The following is a 16,383-nucleotide window of genomic DNA, read 5'->3' as shown; positions in this document are numbered from 1 at the left end:
GAATCCCCAATAGCTAAAAATGAGTAAGACAGAGATGAATGAACCCATCGAGAAGGATTTCACCGACCATACGCCCATGATGCAGCAGTATTTCAGGCTAAAGGCTCAGCATCCCGACATCCTGCTGTTTTACCGCATGGGCGACTTTTATGAGTTGTTTTACGATGATGCCAAACGTGCGTCACAGCTATTGGATATTTCACTTACCAAACGCGGTGCTTCGGCCGGTGAACCCATCCCCATGGCAGGCGTTCCGCAGCACGCAGTTGAAAACTACCTGGCAAAACTGGTGCAGCAAGGCGAATCCGTCGCCATCTGCGAACAAATTGGCGATCCAGCGACCAGCAAAGGCCCCGTAGAACGCAAAGTGGTACGTATCGTCACCCCAGGGACGATCAGCGACGAAGCACTGTTGCAGGAAAAACAGGACAATCTTTTAGCAGCCATTTGGCAGGACGGGCGTGGCTTTGGCTATGCTACATTGGATATCAGCTCCGGGCGTTTTCGCGTTATGGAGCCGGCCGATGAAGAGACCATGGCGGCAGAGCTGCAACGCACCAATCCTGCTGAGTTGCTTTATCCGGAATCGTTTGGTGCCGCTCATTTGATCGAACATCGCCATGGGTTGCGCCGCCGTCCGCTGTGGGAATTTGAGTTGGAAACCGCGCGGCAGCAGCTCAATATGCAGTTTGGCACACGCGACCTGATAGGGTTGGGGGTTGAGCAGGCGAAACTGGCGCTGCGTGCCGCCGGCTGCTTGCTACAGTATGCCAAAGATACCCAGCGAACCTCACTGCCACATATCCGCAGCATCACCATGGAACGCCAGCAAGACGGCATCATTATGGATGCCGCCACGCGTCGTAATCTGGAGCTGACACAGAATTTGGCAGGCGGCGTCGAAAATACGCTTGCAGCCATTCTGGACTGCACCGTCACTCCGATGGGCAGCCGTATGCTTAAGCGCTGGTTGCATATGCCCACGCGTGACAGACAAGCGCTAGCGCAACGCCAGAGCACCATTCGCGCGTTGCAGCCACTGGCGGAAGCACTCCAGCCGCCATTGCGGCAGATTGGCGACCTGGAGCGTATTTTGGCTCGTCTGGCGCTGCGTACCGCCAGACCGCGCGATCTGGCACGGATGCGCCATGCATTTCACCAGTATCCGGCCATCCATGCTCTGCTGGCAGAAAGCACCGAAGACTATGTCCAACAGCTTTCTCAGCATGTTCATCAGTTTGACGAACTGTGCGCACTGTTGGAACGCGCCGTGGTGGAAGCGCCACCGGTGCTGGTGCGCGATGGTGGTGTGATCGCCAGCGGCTATAACGCCGAACTGGATGAATGGCGTGCGCTGGCTGACGGTGCCAGCGATTACCTCGATCGTTTGGAGATACGTGAGCGCGAAAAACTGGGACTTGATACCCTCAAAGTCGGATTTAACGGCGTGCACGGTTATTACATCCAGGTGAGCCGCGCACAGAGCCATTTGGTGCCGATTCACTATGTACGCCGCCAAACGCTGAAGAATGCCGAACGCTACATTATTCCTGAATTGAAAGAGTACGAAGATAAAGTGCTCACGTCCAAAGGCAAGGCGCTGGCGCTGGAAAAAGCCCTATACGACGACTTGTTTGACCAACTGTTGCCGCACCTTGAAGCATTGCAACAAAGTGCTGCCGCGTTGGCAGAAATTGATGTTCTCACCAACCTGGCAGAACGAGCAGATACGCTGAATTATGTATGCCCGACGCTGAGTGAACTGCCAGGGTTAAAAATTGAAGGAGGACGCCATCCGGTGGTGGAGCAAGTGTTGAGCGAGCCGTTTATTGCCAACCCGCTGTCGCTCACACCGCAGCGTCGTATGCTGATCGTTACCGGCCCGAACATGGGCGGTAAGAGTACCTATATGCGTCAGGCCGCGCTGATCGTGCTGATGGCCCATATTGGCAGCTTTGTACCTGCTGATAAGGCCACTATTGGGCCAGTTGATCGCATATTCACACGTATTGGTGCCGCAGACGATCTCGCCTCAGGGCGTTCTACGTTCATGATGGAGATGACGGAGACGGCCAACATTCTGCACAATGCCACCGCCAACAGCCTGATATTGATGGATGAAATTGGGCGAGGCACATCGACCTATGATGGTTTATCCCTGGCCTGGGCCTGTGCTGAAAATCTGGCGCAGCGCATCAAGGCCATGACATTGTTTGCAACCCATTACTTTGAATTAACCCATTTGCCAGAAAAAATGGAAGGCGTTGCGAATGTACATCTGGATGCTCTGGAGCACGGTGACACCATTGCGTTTATGCACAGTGTTCAGGAGGGTGCCGCCAGCAAGAGCTACGGCCTCGCCGTTGCAGCGCTGGCGGGTGTGCCCAAAGAGGTGATTAAACGTGCGCGGCAAAAGCTTAAAGAGCTTGAATCACTTTCCAATCACGCCTCTGCCAGCCATGTGGATGGTCCGCAACTGGCGTTGTTAACCAGCGAAGAGACCGCTCCGGCGGTCCAAGCACTGGAAGCGCTGGATCCCGATACGTTAGCGCCGCGTCAGGCGCTGGAATGGCTGTATAAACTGAAAGCGATGGTGTAACTTTTCATGGCAAGCGGCCTTTCTCAGGAAGGCCTTTTTTTATCCGATCGCTTTGGTATTGTTACTCGTTACAGTGGTCTTGCGCTTTCATCTGAAATGGCGCACTGCTCGGGACCAGGCTTTTTACCTCCCTCCCCTCTTCCATCGAAGGCACAACGGCAAAATGCGCGCTGAAGGTAAGCAGCACCGCGTCTCCCGATGATTTACGCACCTGTAAATAGCGTTTTTCCATCACGATATTATTTACCACCGGGTAGGTGACACCGGTAAAACAATCAGCAAACACCGCCGCATCGGCCATATAGCGGTACAAACCACGCATTGCCATCGGGGTAGTAGGCAACAGCGCTTTGGTCGCCGTCAGACGATAGGTGTTGGACGATACAATCGGCGCACCGTCCCGATCGAGCATTTCCAGACCATTATCCAGCGCTCTGAAGTAACTTTTTTCGCCTTGCACATCGGTGAGCACGAGCTTATCCGCCGTGCGCGCCCATCTGCCATAGGTGGCAAACACGCGATTGCCGGGGCGATCGGTTTGATAATGATGTTGCAGTATAAACGTGCCATTTTCAGCCAGGAATAATAACGTATCGATACCGGCACAATCTGCACAAGGTAATACACCACGATAACTCTGCGCCATGGGCTGCAATGCTTCCTCACGCACTGGTTTGGGCGTATGACATCCCATCAACCCTGCTGCCAAAAAAAACCAGTAGTAAGCCAAGCGCCATTTTTTTCACGCTATTTTCCTCCCTACCTTCTCCTGTCACCCAGGATCATGACGATTATTGGGCCGGTTGCCACTCGGCAAAGGTAATTTCCAGATTATTCTTATCATCAGACAACCACACCGAACGATCCTGAAGGGTTGCCTGTAACGTCATCGTGCGCTGTGCCATTGCAGCAGCCAACGCTTGCAATTGGCGATCGTCTAAAAAACGGACGGCAAGATTGCGATACGGCCGCAACTTTTGCTCCATCGATTGCCACCAGACATGGGCCGCTCGCTCACCATAGACATAGAGCACAACGTTAGGAGACTGGTTGCAGGCTTTTTTGAGCCGACGCTCATCTGGCAACCCCAATTCAATCCACAGCTTCAGCGCCAGTATGTCATCACGCAACCAGATTTCCGGTTCGTCATCGGCACATAACCCCTTGGTGAAGCGTAAATTTTCATCCGCATGACAGATCCACGCCAGCAGTCGCAGCATCATACGCTGTTCAGTTTCTGAGGGGTGCTGTGCCAAGGTCAAATTGGCATCGTAAAAAAAAGAGCGATCCAAATCCGCAATGTTCACTGCTGCTTTATAAATCGTTGCTTTTAATGCCATTCGATACCTCTTCTCCGTCTGCAACCAGTGTACCTTGTGAACCGGTGAGACGCACAGCATACCGATAACAATTCAGAAAACAGACCGGTCACAGCTTCAAGTATATTGTGTAAAAAGGTTAAAATTGTGCGCTAACTGAAGCATTGCTTAACACCGGAATGCTGATATCCTGCTGATGCCTATGCTATAGTCCTTTTGATAACGAATACTTATTTTCGTGGGATTATCTCCCCTTATCAGCAAAAAACGAGGCCATCGCGGCGACAACAGGCACAAAAGCCTACGGCGGTGGGCTTCCAAGGGAGGATATTGTGCAGCAACATTCTGAATTGGTTCGTCGTTTATACGCGGAGATCGCCAGCGGCAATCTGGGCTACATACCCGATGCATTAGGTTGTGTTTTGCAAACTCTGGATGGGATCGCAGCCAATGGCGACTTGCCGTCCACCCTCAGGGAACAGGCGGCCTTCGCCGCAGCTAACTTATTGGTGAGCGATTATGTCAATGAGTAACGAATATCAACCCATCAATTGTGATGATTACGATAGCCTTGAGGCTACGTGCCAGCAACATCTGACGCTGACGCTAGAGTTGCGCAGCGGTGAAACCCTTACAGGCAAGGCCAAGGACATTATCTCGCGCAAGCAAGTGGAATATCTGGTGGTGGAAGAAAATGGCGCACTACGAGAGTTGCGTCTGGATCATATCGTGAGCTTCAGTAATCCAGGTATCGGCAAAGTGGTGGTGAGTGAATCCTGATTGGTCACGCAACCAACACGTGATAAACACTTAGTCAACGGACAACCCAGGTTGTCCGTTTTGCATTAGGACAAAAAATTCGATACTTGCCGTAGTTGATAAGATAGAAACCCAATCCCCGATAAAAACCCGAGTGACAATAAACACATCCTAGACGAAGCTTTATAAGCAAACATTAGGCTGTGTCCCTTAATTACATAACCTCTGGTAAAACAGGCGGATGCAGCCCAGTTTCAACATTGCCAGATAATTCCTCGCCGTTTTGTCGTAACGTGTCGCAATGCGACGATATTCTTTCAGACGGCCAAAGCACCGCTCAACAACGTTCCGATTGCGGTAGGCGTCACGCTCGAGCTTTGAACGACCATCCACCGCCATTTTTTCAGTGGATTTTCGGGGGATGACAGTTTTTATACCTCTGTTTTTCAGCTCGTTACGTAATACATGCCCGGAGTACGCCTTGTCAGCGAGTACCGCATGACCACGGCGTTTCATACTGCCGTTCTGGCGTTGAACACCAATACCGTCCAAAAGACGTAGTGCAAACTGACTTTCATGAGCCTGACCGGGGCTCAACACGATGTTTAACGGAAGACCACTTCCGTCTGTAGCCATATGGATTTTGGTGCCAAAACCACCTCGAGAGCGACCCAGCCCATTATCTCCGGTGATATCGGGATGTTTTTTTGAGCACCGGCAGCACATTTCAGCGCCCTGATATTGCTACCATCCAGCGCAGTCGCTGACCAGTCCAGGAGGCCATGGGTATCAAGTGATGAAAGTAACTTATTGAAAATAATGTTAATGACTCCCGATTTTGACCATCGGTTAAAGCGGTTATAAACGGTTTTCCATGGGCCGTATCGCTCAGGTAAATCACGCCATGGGGCACCAGAGCACAGCCCCCAGAACATGCCATTGATAATCATGCGATGCTCAGCCCATGGGCGTCCGGCCTGTGGTGTTGCTGGTTCAGCAGGGAGTAAGGGCTGGATGATAGCCCATGCTTCATCGGGAAGGTCGTAGCGAGCCATAGTTCAAAATGATGTAGAAAAAAAGTTATTATAACTCATGGGATTAAGGGACACAGCCTAGCAGGCCCCACAACGCATAGATTAATATGACGCCGAGTAGACCCTGTACATGATTCTGTGTAAATGCCTTTCTCAGTAGTGACCGTCCAGGCGGTCACCGAACTCGATAATAAAACGGCTCATTGCCATACGCCAGTCCCGCAGTGGCATCGTCCATTTCTGTGAGGCCGACTGGATTGCCAGCCACACCACCTTTTTCACTGCGTCGTCAGTCGGGAACACCTTGCATTTTTTAATCGCATGCCGGATCACACTATTCAGCGACTCGATGGCGTTGGTTGTGTAGATGACTTTGCGGATATCAGCCGGGTAAGCGAAGAACGTTGCCAGATTGCTCCAGTTCGTCTGCCAGCTCCGGCTTATCTGTGGATAGCGGCTGTCCCATGCGCTGGCGAATGCTTCCAGCGCCTGCTGGCCTGCTTCTTCCGTAGCGGCCTGATAGATGGCTTTCAGGTCGCGTGTGACGGCTTTGTAGTCCTTCCAAGAGACGAACCTCAGGCTGTTGCGTACCATGTGCACGATGCACAGCTGGATGCGGGCTTTCGGATACACCGCGTTGATGGCGTCCGGGAAGCCTTTCAGACCGTCGACACAGGCGATGAGGATATCGTTCAGGCCGCGGTTTTTTAGTTCTGTCAGCACATTGAGCCAGAACTTCGCGCCCTCGTTTTCGGCCAGCCACATACCCAGCAGTTCTTTCTGGCCCTCGATGTTGATACCCAGTGCCAGGAACACGGATTTATTGATGACGCGACTGTCCTGCCGGACCTTCAGGATGATATAGTCAAGGTAAACAATGGGATAGACTGCATCCAGTGGACGATTTTGCCATTCAGTAACCTGTTCCATCACGGCGTCGGTGACCTTCGAGACCAGCGCCGGTGAGACATCCGCGTCATACAGCTCTTTGAACGCAGACGCTATCTCGCGGGTGGTCATCCCTCTGGCGTACAGGGACAGGATTTGGTTATCCATCCCGGTGATCCGGGTCTGGTTTTTCTTCACCAGTTGTGGTTCGAAGGAGCCATCACGATCGCGCGGAGTACGTAGTTCCAGAGGGCCATCCCCGGTGGTCACGGTGTTTGTGGAATAGCCGTTGCGGGAGTTGGCCCCCGGTTTGGGCTGATTTTTATCGTAGCCCAGATGGTGGGACATTTCGGCGTTGAGAGCAGCCTCAACGCTGATTTTCTTCAGCAGGCGATCGAATTGGCTGAGATCGTCAGGGGTTTTGAGATTTTTGGCCAGTTCGTTAGCCAGAGCCTGCAACTGTTTTTCGTCCATAAATTAACCTGTTTTTGATGTTGGATTGAACATATCAAAATCAGGCAATTACACAAATTTATGTACAGGGTCATGGGCCGAGTAAAAACCCGACCCACATTTATATTAATGTGTATTAGTCGCGACTTGATCTGACACTGGACCTTGAAAGGTTGAGAGTTACCGGTTTTGATATGGGTGTCGAATCCTTATACAAAACACGAGGTAACTCTCATGCTTCATACTAACAATCCCATCATCAAACACAAAGCCGGCCTGCTCAATCTCGCCGAAGAACTCGGTAACGTATCAAAAGCCTGTAAAATCATGGGGGTGTCACGCGACACGTTTTATAGCTATCAGGAACTGGCGGCAGAAGGCGGCATTGACGCTCTGGTTAACCAAAACCGCCGGGTTCCCAACCTGAAAAACCGTGCTGATGAAGCCACTGAACGTGCGGTTGTTGATTACGCCATTGAGTTCCCGGCTCATGGTGTAGTGGTCAACTAATATTGGCCACCGCATTAGACTGTATGTAGAACAGTCGCTCAGATTCGTTTGGAGTTAAGCCGCCGTTATACCAGTGAGGCCGGATAGCGCTGTAATACCCCGTGATGTAGCGGATAATCGCGTCCTGGGCTTCGCTGAAGCTGTTGTAACCCTTTGTCGGCACCCATTCTGTCTTCAGGCTGCGGAAGAACCGCTCCATTGGCGCATTATCCCAGCAGTTACCCCGCCGACTCATACTCTGCTTTATCCGGCAGCGCCACAGGGCTTGCCGGTATTGACGGCTGGTATAGTGGCTGCCCTGGTCGCTGTGGAACATGACTCCTGTTGGTTGTCCCCGGAGTTCCCAGGCCATCTGCAACGCTTTAACTGTCAGCGCCGAGTCCGGCGACGTCGACATGGCCCAGCCCACCGGTTTGCGGGCGAACAGGTCTAGCACCACCGCAAGGTAAGCCCAGCATTTGCCCGTCCAGATGTAGGTCACATCGCCGCACCAGACCTGATCCGGCGCGGTAACCGCGAACTGGCGGTTGAGATAGTTCGGTATTTCAACGTGTTCATTGCCGCCGCGTTTGTATTTGTGAGCCGGTCGCTGGCAGCTGGCGATACCCAGCTCCTTCATCAGCTTGCCAGCCAGCCAGCGCCCCATTTTGACACCAGAGCTGCCGGTGACGATGGTCGCGATACTTCGAGCGCCGGCAGAGCCGCCGCTGGCGTTCCAGGCTTCCATGACGCGACTACACTTAACCACGCGCTCACCGTCGGGTTCATTAGCGGAAGCCTGCCAGTGCCTGTAGCTGCTGCGATGTACCTCAAAAGTTTGGCACAACGCCGTGACCGGGTATCGCGCCCTCAGCCTGTCGACTACCGTGAACCGTTGAGTGAGTCCGACATTAAGAGCGCCGTAGCCTTTTTTAGGATTTCGTTCTCCATTTCAAGGCATTGGACTTTTTTCTTCATCTCACGCAGCTCGAGCTGTTCAGGGGTAAGAGGAAGTCCCGTTGGCGTTTTTCCCTGTCGTTCAAGGCGAAGCTTATTGACCCAGCGACTAATGGCAGAATGGCTGACATTAACCGCCTCTGCGGCCTTAACGTATGTGTAGCCGTGGTCGACAACCAGCTTTGCGGCTTCGAGCTTAAATTCCGCCGTAAAATGTTTACCCATGAGGTCACCTGTCGTGTTGATGAGGTGAGCATATCACCTCCGATCAGGTGGCCAGTATCAGTGTGCCACTACAGGACACCTTCTACGTGGGTAATCTGAAAGGTGTTGGCCGTATCTACCAGCAGACGTTCGTGGATACGTACTCGAAAGTGGCGCACTGCAAGCTTTACACGAGTAAAGCACCGATCTCTGCCGCCTACCTGCTCAATGATCGCGTGCTGCCGTTCTACGAAGCTCAGGGGCTGCCAATGCTAAGAATACTGACGGACAGGGGGACGGAGTACTGCGGTAAAGTGGAACAACATGACTATCAGCTGTACTTGGCTATCAACGATATAGACCATACGAAAACGAAAGCGATGTCTCCGCAGACAAACGGTATCTGCGAGCGCTTCCATAAAACTATTTTGCAGGATTTTTATCAGGTTGCGTTCCGTAAGACGTTATACGAGGACCTAGAAAGTCTACAAAAGGATCTGGACAACTGGTTGTGGCATTACAATAATGAGCGAACTCATCAGGGTAAAATGTGCTGCGGGCGTACGCCAATGGCCACGTTACTTGATGGTAAACGAGTCTGGGCAGAAAAAAATCTGAACCAGATTTAATCTGACAGACACCTGTATAAATAACCGGTAACTGTCAGATCAGGTCTGAGCTAATACAATTAATGGCATCGTTCATGAATCAGGCGATAGAGGTCCTTAACATAGTTAACATCGTCCAGCGCATTATCTTTAATGTTAAGAGCAAACTCCTGTTCGAGCACTAACATCAGATCCATCATCATGAGTGAATCAGCCAATAGATCATAGTATAGATGTTTCTCCGGTAATATATCCGCAGAGGAACAATTTATAATAGAAGAAACCACATGATTTATGCGTTCCTCAACGTTTTGATTCATTACAATTCCTTTTTCAATCTCACAGGACGAGGCGATCAAGATGACGTCAGGTCGCTTTCACCAGACAGGAAGACTGCCTCTCATCCTAAAAGTGGCTTTGTTGAATAAACAGATTTTATGCTACCAGCCCAGTAAAACGATTGTTTCCAGCAACGTGAAATCATGCAGTTAAGCATCATGAGAAAACGGAATGCCTGAGGTGATAAGCATTTTCTACCAAAATGGGCATAGTAAAACAGCACGATTCCCTATTATTCAACAAGGCCCCTAAAAGTATGTTAACGGTTTACTTTTTAGCAAACCTGTCAGTGTTTATATAAGATTGCTTTGCCGTAGCACCTTGCCTTCCCGTCCAAAAAGGACCTTTGTAGCCAGTGTTGCCCGCAGCAGTAACCGTATTTTTCTCTCCAGAAGACGCTACCTGGTAACGATTGGCCAAAGAGGGCCCTCTGGCAGCGCTGATGTCGGACGCAGAATCCGCCAGTAACACATCATCTGTGATTTCAACCTTCGAGGTTTCAGGTTCAACGCGTACTTTGTGTTGAGACACACCCGCAGCGTGCTCAACGCCACTGGTAACCGGGGTAGCTGCATCCGTTTTGTTTACAACGCGCCTTTCAATGGTGCTGCTTGAGACCGCTGTAGCCAAAGGTTCAGCATCACCCCCGGTACTGCCTGGCCTGTTTAGCGCATGGCTTACTGTAGATGCATTTGAATCCGATGCATATTTTTTGAAATCTGCTGCGCCGGTCCTACCCGTTCTGTGCGGTCCCATATAGGTATCAGACTTTTGTTTGCTGATACCAGCAGCACCGTTCAACTGCTGTTGTTGCCGAATGAATGACGCTGCATGAAGCGCTTGATTCGCGACCCTATCGCTAACAGGATTTTCTCCTGCCTGAACGTGAGGGTTAGGATTACTGACATTCTCATCACGTGAACGAACACCATCACTTTTAATCCCCGTACCAGCATCGTTAGAAGGCGTACTCAGAGACTCATTTTTTTTATCAAACCGCCCGCTATCAGAGGACTGCTTATACTTCTGAAATTGCGCAGCGCCCGTTCTACCCGTGGTAAAGGGGCCAATATAAGAAGTCTGGTGTGCGGACATCGAAGAACCAGGATTACCCACTATCTGAGGCTGTACCTGTTGGACTGACGTGCGCACATTCAGTTCGGCATTGATGTCTGGCGATGAAGATGCATCTCTGGGTAACGCCGGTCCATCGATATCATCATCCCCTGCACGCCCTCCCACTGTTACAGGTGGGGTCAGCGTTTCATTGGGAGGCTTGTTACTATTAACCGTAATATCTGACGTACCCGCTGTTGTCTCAGGGATATCGTCAAAATGTTGAGACCGGGTTTTCACTGTAGATGAAAATGCAGTTTCTTTTTGTGGTTTCGATTTATCAGCATTAATTTTAATTATAAAATCACCGTTATATTTAAAATTAACCCTATCGCCTATAATAACTTTACTAAAATCATTTACATTGGTGCTATAATCATTATAAATGTAAGTTACCCCCTGATTTTCCTTGCCAGCATCAGCCTCTTTTTTTACAGGAACTTCATTCGTTTCATCATTGTTTTTTGGCCCCCCTTCCCGCTTCAAGTAGTCCTTAAAGAGATCTAACTTGATTGGCTGATGAGAAAAAAAAGCACCCGCACGCAGGAACCCACTCGTTGAATTAATAACATTTTCCATCTTTTCAAAAACTCGGATTGATTCACGGAAAGGGCCATTCTCCCACTCCTTATGTAACACATCACGCAAATGGCTATCCGGCAAAGACTTAATTTCATTCATAACCATGATATGAATTTCTTTATTATAATCTAAGCCTTTTGATATTGCCGCATCGGAAATTCTATCCATAAATTGATCAAATGACTCGAGTGCTTTAAAGCCTTTTCTCGAAGAACCCGTAATTGGTGAATCAAAACCCAACTTATACTCATTTACATTATCGACAAGAAATTTAACATCCTTCTTTATAGCATCAATATTATAAATATCGTTATCGGCACATGAGTCATGCAACTTTTGAATCATAACCAGTGCTTGTTTAACTTTTTGTACAGATTGATTATTACTACCAGAAGCAGATAGTACCGATAAAAAATTACCAAATCCTTTGATATCTTTTTTGCTTTTCCAAAACTCAATCGCATCCTGTTCCATTTTTTTTGAAAAATTGATGCTGTTAGGAAGTGAGTCAAGGAACTTATTGATTCCTACCGCATCTTCAGGACAAGACTTCTGAGCCTCCACATTCTCATTTAACACTTCATTGCGATTCGAGTTGTTCCTAACACTCATCAAATCTTTCTTAATACACAGAGCGGGATCTTGAGCCATTTGCTTTATCAAGTCTATTTTGCCTTTGAACTTCCCGCCAGAAGTTCGGTATGTTTTATTGGATTGTCGCACGTTTTTTAGTGATTTAAATTTAACATTTCTCTTTATTCCTCTAACAGCAGGATAAGAATTACGCACTGTGTGTGTCTGTATAACTTTATTATTCATCATACTACCTCCTAAACAAAGAATTGCTTATCGCACTCCAAAAGGCTTGCAATTGTGCTACTCAATACTTTGACTAAATTATCAAACGTTGAATGTGCATTTGCAAATTTCTGGGTTAATGTTTGCATGCTGTTTTGGATGTAATCTTTTTGCATATCAACGCCAGTCTGCCATGCAGACCACTGTGCTGCGTTGAACGACATATCTTTATTTTTCAATGAGTTATTGATATTAACCAATGGACTAATATCAATATGAACAATGTAAGTGCCATAGGGTAGCTGATAAATACAGTCATTCGCACTGAGCCCGAACTCTTTTGCCCAAGCTTCACACTCCTCACGGCTAGCCCCTTGAACCGTAGACCCCGTTTGAACTGGAAACAATGTCGTTGACAAACCTGGAACAGGATATTTATCCATCAACTCTTGAAGACTTTTTTTGAATCCTTTGCCATCCAAAATGGTTTTATCACCATTAGCGGAAATAAATTGTTGCAGCGTGGACATAAAATCAGAAAAATCTTTATAAAACTGAGCATTTTTCTCAACGGCCTTTTGAAAAACATCCAAATAGCTTTCAGACATTTCCCCAATTGCACTAGATATTAGGTCACAAATCTCTTTACTTGATAAGGTACTAAACGCGTCAGAATGCGAGAAACTGGAAATTAGATCTGCATAGGAAGAACTCCCCTGTTTTGCCAGCGTCGAATAGACCAGCTCTTTTGTATCAGACGACAAGGCCTTATTTTTCAATTCAGGATTCTGTAAAAACAGATCATCGAGAACACGCATTCTTTTTTTAACATCATGACCGAGAAGCTCTCTCCGTGCCTGGATAGTCTTCATTTCATCAAGAAAGCCACTAATATTTAAATTTTTTAAAAAATCTTCCAGCTTTCCACCATCAGCCATGATAAATGAGAAGGGACCGAGAAGAATGCGATGCGTACCATCACTGCGGGGTAATATATTCATATCATCAGCGATCGGTTCCTGCAAAAATAAATTATTAGCAGATTGATCCTGTGAATAGCTATCAACCCAAAATGATGGCCTTGTTGTGGATAATATTTCCATGTTTTCCTCTGAAGAAACCGCCTGTATCAACAGGCGGTTTTATATCATTATCAATGTTTAGCAATTACATTTTGGTGTTATTGGCAACAACACTGGCAGTATCGCTGATGTCTTTCGCAATATTTTCGAGCGTAGCCAACAATGCAGCCTTGAGCTTTTCAGCATCCTGGGCTCTTTCATGATTTCGTTGGCTCTCCTGCATAAAGACATCTTTATCAAATTGCCGCAATTGCTCTAGGCCATTCTGCTCAGCCTGACTCAATATCATCTGAGAGGAAGAAATGGTTCCCATTGCTAAGGCTCCACCCTGTATCGCTTGCCCAACACCAATTTGTTGCTGTGAGGCGCTCAGGGTGGTTTGGAGTTGAAACTCCTCGCTCTGCGCCTTCACGTGTTCACTACCAGGAGATTGCTTCAAGCGAGTCATATCTTGCGCCCACATAGGATCGTTCATATCCTTCCCGCGTGAAAGCGTTGCTTGAGCATTGAGATCGTTACCCAGATTTTTATGCTGAGTAATTTTGGCCCCCTGAACCTTATACCCTTTAATAGCCTGACTATGCCCTTTGTGGGACTTGATTCCACCAGCCAGCGACATACCAATTGTCACAATGCTACTGGTAAGATCCTTTTTAAGCTGCTCCCGAGCAGCCTGCATACTGTGCTCGACAGAGCTTTCAAGGCTTTTCTGGCTGGTTTCCAGCATCTTGGTTTTCATGCCATTTTCAGCATGCTTGCTCAATAACGCAGTTTTCGCCAACTCAATTAACGGAGCAAAACGAATGCTGTTATAACCACCGAGAAAGCTTGTCGTAGACATGATTTTCTCTGACCGGCTAGCTATCTCTTTCTCCGGAACTACAGGCACTTTTTCATTCTGTGCGGGCATCAAAGCGCTACTTTGAGAATACAAAGAAATTTGTTTGCTTAACAAATTCGCATCCGTGTCAGAAACCGGCTTGGTGATATCAGGAATTCGAATATCAATACCAACAAGGTGACTGGATGCATGCTGTACTAATATCGTTCTATTTCGATTCAAGTCAGCGGTATCCAAAGGTTTGGAATTTGATTTCTCGATGAAACCGGTATTATCCATACCTTTACGATGCATCTTTTCAGGAAGAGCAGTCGCTCGCTGTTGGAATACGGTATTATTGGTGCTTGCAATAGATACTGCCATAACGCCTCCTATTAGGCTCTGATATTTCTTAAAACACTCTTCCCAGTCTTGGCTTTACTATTTAACATGTCAGATAAAGTCATATTTACCGATTGAGATACCTTGGAATCTTCTTCATGATTAGCAAGAATTTTACTAATAAGATCGCGCAAAATGCTGACATCCATTGCGGCCAAATTAAAATCGGCAATAGCTTTTGTCGCCTGGAGCCTGATATTTGAAATATTAATACTCATTCCACTTTGAACAACAGGCATCGCCGTGTGAACACCATTTTGCAACATTTCCAATCGTTTCAATGCAATGTTACCTAAGCGCTTCGCATCTTCTGGATCGTTTAATCTCAATACCTTCATGACATTGGCATTTACTTTATCTGAAATCTTATCCAGCTTTTTATTAATTTCTTTTGTGATTTTCCCAACCTGTTTTGTTACAGATTGCATGCTTCGACTTAATGCCGCACTCCCTTGTCTCATAGATTTATTAACAAGTTGTGGCATAATTTTATTAATGGCCTTCGTTATCGCCTGCTTGATTGACTGCATAATGGCAGAGGTCATTGCCTGAGACATTTTTTCTATCATGAATTTGGCTGCTGTTTTAGCCACTAAAGAAATAGCAACAATGGCAGCAATAGTCACTGCGGCAGTGACCACCATATGGATGGTATCCATCATGTTGGCACCCGTCGCTTTATCGATGGCATTTAGCAGTAATCCGAGTGGTGTTTTATCAAAAATCTGCGTGACAATATCGCCCAGAATATTCATGAGGGGCATAAAAACATGCTCCATAAGGGGATTCATCACCATATCCGTTAATGATTTACCGGTAATAGCCGCAACAATGGGGTCAGCGACCATCAAGGCGATACCGACAGCCATTAACGCCACACCAGCACCACCAAATACGGTAGTAATTGCCCCTAATGCAATCGCCAGGCCGCCTAAAACTTTACCAATGCAGCTGGCCATTTTTTGCGCCTCTTCCGCTTTACGAACCTGTTCTTCGTATTCATCAGATTTACGCTGCATTTCAGCCTGACGCGCTTTGGTTTGAATGCGGTTCAGTTCAAGATCGTTTTTTAGTTTTTCAGCTGACGCCTCTTCCACTTGCATAATAAATTCGGTGATCAGCATGATCATGACAGCCGTTTTAGTCAGCGCTTTCTCTGATTGCACCACTGCGTTGCTGGATACGACACCACCTTTTGATGTCAAGTCCACATCGTTGTACTTTGTATTCATTTCTGCCGTACTGGCATTAATGTCATTCAGGACGATCTGCATAGCAGCAAGCTTTTGCTCCGCAATCGCGCGCGCATCGGACAACGTTGATTGAGCATGGCCTAGCGCTTTTTTCGCATCAGCAATCTCCTTTTTCGCTTGCGTTACGTCAGGGTCATCTGCCAGTGATGGATCATCAGGATCTGTAACACCTAATTTTTCTAACAATTCATCCAGCGAGCTCTGTGCCTCATCAAGCTTACGTTGCGCTTGAGCCACATCATCTGTTGCACCGTCAACGCCCTTTTGCGCCTCGTTAAACTCAGCCTCGAGGCCATCATAGGATTGGTGCAACGCATCCAGATGAGCTGACAGCTCACGAGCTTTATCCATGCGCGCTTCTGACTGGGTCAAAAATATGGCCAGGGCATTGGCACGTTGCGTTGCGTCCATCCCATTAGTGATCTCCTGACACTGCGCCATTAAAAACAACATTTGCGCTTTGCTGGTTAACGGTGTCGATTGGCGAATTGCGGGTGACTCGACGTTCTCCGAGGTTAAAGATGCCGTTTGTGCCGAGACATCGTCAGCAATCATTTCCCTGGCACGTTGTTGGGCCAATTGATCAATAGCTTTTCCCTTTACCTGAGAAATATGCGTCTTTGTTGAAATTGCTTCGCTTACTTTTCCAGTATTGGATGGCAAATTCGCAAGATTTATCAC

The 16,383-nt window shown here is 48.0% G+C and carries 13 protein-coding genes and 2 pseudogenes; 5 read left to right on the top strand and 10 right to left on the bottom strand.

Annotated features, from left to right (window positions below; genetic code table 11):
* Positions 1–34: 34 nt before the first annotated feature.
* Positions 35–2,599 (top strand): DNA mismatch repair protein MutS, encoded by a 2,565-nt coding sequence (mutS, locus tag ACWWJF_RS04945; RefSeq protein WP_455868829.1) that lies wholly within the window; start codon positions 35–37, stop codon positions 2,597–2,599.
* A gap of 61 nt (positions 2,600–2,660) precedes the next feature.
* Here mutS and nlpE read toward each other — a convergent pair whose 3' ends face one another.
* On the bottom strand, positions 2,661–3,293 hold the full coding sequence (gene nlpE, locus ACWWJF_RS04940; RefSeq protein WP_455870933.1) for an envelope stress response activation lipoprotein NlpE: 633 nt from the start codon (positions 3,291–3,293) through the stop codon (positions 2,661–2,663).
* Positions 3,294–3,390: 97 nt separating this feature from the next.
* Positions 3,391–3,939 (bottom strand): YaeQ family protein, encoded by a 549-nt coding sequence (locus tag ACWWJF_RS04935; protein WP_455868828.1) that lies wholly within the window; start codon positions 3,937–3,939, stop codon positions 3,391–3,393.
* A 311-nt stretch (positions 3,940–4,250) separates the two neighbouring features.
* On the opposite strand from ACWWJF_RS04935, the gene ACWWJF_RS04930 reads away from it, so the two are divergent.
* Positions 4,251–4,451, top strand: coding sequence for a YaeP family protein (locus ACWWJF_RS04930; RefSeq protein WP_455868827.1), 201 nt, complete (start codon positions 4,251–4,253; stop codon positions 4,449–4,451).
* The gene (gene rof, locus ACWWJF_RS04925) at positions 4,438–4,698 is read left to right on the top strand and encodes a Rho-binding antiterminator (protein WP_455868826.1); all 261 of its coding nucleotides are present in this window, start codon (positions 4,438–4,440) and stop codon (positions 4,696–4,698) included. Before ACWWJF_RS04930 ends, rof begins: the two co-directional genes overlap by 14 nt.
* A gap of 189 nt (positions 4,699–4,887) precedes the next feature.
* Here rof and ACWWJF_RS04920 read toward each other — a convergent pair.
* Positions 4,888–5,732 (bottom strand): IS5 family transposase gene (locus ACWWJF_RS04920; RefSeq protein WP_455868825.1). Its coding sequence is split into 2 segments (ribosomal slippage): positions 4,888–5,387 and positions 5,387–5,732, totalling 846 coding nucleotides; the frame shifts between segments, so codons are not numbered across the junction.
* A gap of 132 nt (positions 5,733–5,864) precedes the next feature.
* Complete coding sequence (locus ACWWJF_RS04915; protein WP_455868824.1) at positions 5,865–7,073, bottom strand: IS256 family transposase; 1,209 nt, start codon at positions 7,071–7,073, stop codon at positions 5,865–5,867.
* A 213-nt stretch (positions 7,074–7,286) separates the two neighbouring features.
* Between ACWWJF_RS04915 and ACWWJF_RS04910 the strand changes: the two are divergent.
* Positions 7,287–7,547: pseudogene (locus ACWWJF_RS04910) on the top strand (helix-turn-helix domain-containing protein); the annotation flags it as partial.
* A 7-nt stretch (positions 7,548–7,554) separates the two neighbouring features.
* On the opposite strand, the gene ACWWJF_RS04905 reads toward ACWWJF_RS04910, so the two are convergent.
* A protein-coding gene (locus ACWWJF_RS04905) for an IS3 family transposase (protein WP_455868400.1) occupies positions 7,555–8,723 on the bottom strand; the annotation gives its coding sequence in 2 pieces (ribosomal slippage) (positions 7,555–8,468 and positions 8,468–8,723; 1,170 coding nt in all).
* 71 nt (positions 8,724–8,794) lie between these two features.
* Here ACWWJF_RS04905 and ACWWJF_RS04900 point away from each other — a divergent pair.
* Positions 8,795–9,331: pseudogene (locus ACWWJF_RS04900) on the top strand (integrase core domain-containing protein); the annotation flags it as partial.
* 59 nt (positions 9,332–9,390) lie between these two features.
* Here the strand turns inward: ACWWJF_RS04900 and ACWWJF_RS04895 are convergent.
* From ACWWJF_RS04895 to sctE, 5 genes are all read right to left on the bottom strand, one after another.
* Positions 9,391–9,630 (bottom strand): phosphopantetheine-binding protein, encoded by a 240-nt coding sequence (locus ACWWJF_RS04895; protein WP_455868823.1) that lies wholly within the window; start codon positions 9,628–9,630, stop codon positions 9,391–9,393.
* 286 nt (positions 9,631–9,916) lie between these two features.
* Positions 9,917–12,166, bottom strand: coding sequence for a hypothetical protein (locus ACWWJF_RS04890; protein ID WP_455868822.1), 2,250 nt, complete (start codon positions 12,164–12,166; stop codon positions 9,917–9,919).
* 11 nt (positions 12,167–12,177) lie between these two features.
* On the bottom strand, positions 12,178–13,248 hold the full coding sequence (locus ACWWJF_RS04885; protein WP_455868821.1) for an IpaD/SipD/SspD family type III secretion system needle tip protein: 1,071 nt from the start codon (positions 13,246–13,248) through the stop codon (positions 12,178–12,180).
* Between the two features lie 64 nt (positions 13,249–13,312).
* The gene (locus ACWWJF_RS04880; protein WP_455868820.1) at positions 13,313–14,431 is read right to left on the bottom strand and encodes a hypothetical protein; all 1,119 of its coding nucleotides are present in this window, start codon (positions 14,429–14,431) and stop codon (positions 13,313–13,315) included.
* An 11-nt stretch (positions 14,432–14,442) separates the two neighbouring features.
* Positions 14,443–16,383, bottom strand: a complete 1,941-nt coding sequence (gene sctE / locus ACWWJF_RS04875) for a type III secretion system translocon subunit SctE (RefSeq protein ID WP_455868819.1) — start codon at positions 16,381–16,383, stop codon at positions 14,443–14,445.

This window comes from Symbiopectobacterium sp. Eva_TO (genome assembly GCF_053848865.1).
This window is presented reverse-complemented; position numbering and strand designations above follow the sequence as displayed.

Excerpts from the sequence above, each read along its gene's own strand:
- ACWWJF_RS04880 (WP_455868820.1), bottom strand. The coding sequence starts at position 14,431 with ATGGCAGTATCTATTGCAAGCACCAATAATACCGTATTCCAACAGCGA.
- ACWWJF_RS04935 (WP_455868828.1), bottom strand. The coding sequence starts at position 3,939 with ATGGCATTAAAAGCAACGATTTATAAAGCAGCAGTGAACATTGCGGAT.
- mutS (WP_455868829.1), top strand. The coding sequence starts at position 35 with ATGAATGAACCCATCGAGAAGGATTTCACCGACCATACGCCCATGATG.
- nlpE (WP_455870933.1), bottom strand. The coding sequence starts at position 3,293 with ATGGGATGTCATACGCCCAAACCAGTGCGTGAGGAAGCATTGCAGCCC.
- rof (WP_455868826.1), top strand. The coding sequence starts at position 4,438 with ATGTCAATGAGTAACGAATATCAACCCATCAATTGTGATGATTACGAT.
- ACWWJF_RS04895 (WP_455868823.1), bottom strand. The coding sequence starts at position 9,630 with ATGAATCAAAACGTTGAGGAACGCATAAATCATGTGGTTTCTTCTATT.
- ACWWJF_RS04915 (WP_455868824.1), bottom strand. The coding sequence starts at position 7,073 with ATGGACGAAAAACAGTTGCAGGCTCTGGCTAACGAACTGGCCAAAAAT.
- ACWWJF_RS04885 (WP_455868821.1), bottom strand. The coding sequence starts at position 13,248 with ATGGAAATATTATCCACAACAAGGCCATCATTTTGGGTTGATAGCTAT.
- ACWWJF_RS04890 (WP_455868822.1), bottom strand. The coding sequence starts at position 12,166 with ATGAATAATAAAGTTATACAGACACACACAGTGCGTAATTCTTATCCT.